A 232-nucleotide genomic window follows, 5' to 3' on the forward strand; every position below is an offset into this window, starting at 1 on the left:
CAAATTTGCCCGCGTCATCATCAACCTCATTAGACTCGTGTTTGTGGACATGCCCCATCTCGAAAAAGAGACAGGGCATGCGCATCGATATGTTTCAGGTATTTACGGGCGCGCCTTGCGCACCCACCATCCCGTTAGGCATGTCATTCAATCCGTACAGACCTTTAACGCCCCTAAGGGCAGGCCAAACTCATCAGGGGTTCAGATAGGAGGATTGAGCCTGAACGTGTTA

Annotated in this window: 1 protein-coding gene; it reads left to right on the plus strand. The window is 51.3% G+C overall.

Annotation, left to right across the window (positions count from 1 at the left end):
* A partial coding sequence (locus HY29_RS19550; protein WP_206741911.1) for a hypothetical protein occupies positions 1 to 232 on the plus strand: 232 nt, incomplete at both ends.

This window comes from Hyphomonas beringensis (assembly GCF_000682755.1).
Taxonomy (GTDB): Bacteria; Pseudomonadota; Alphaproteobacteria; order Caulobacterales; family Hyphomonadaceae; genus Hyphomonas; species Hyphomonas beringensis.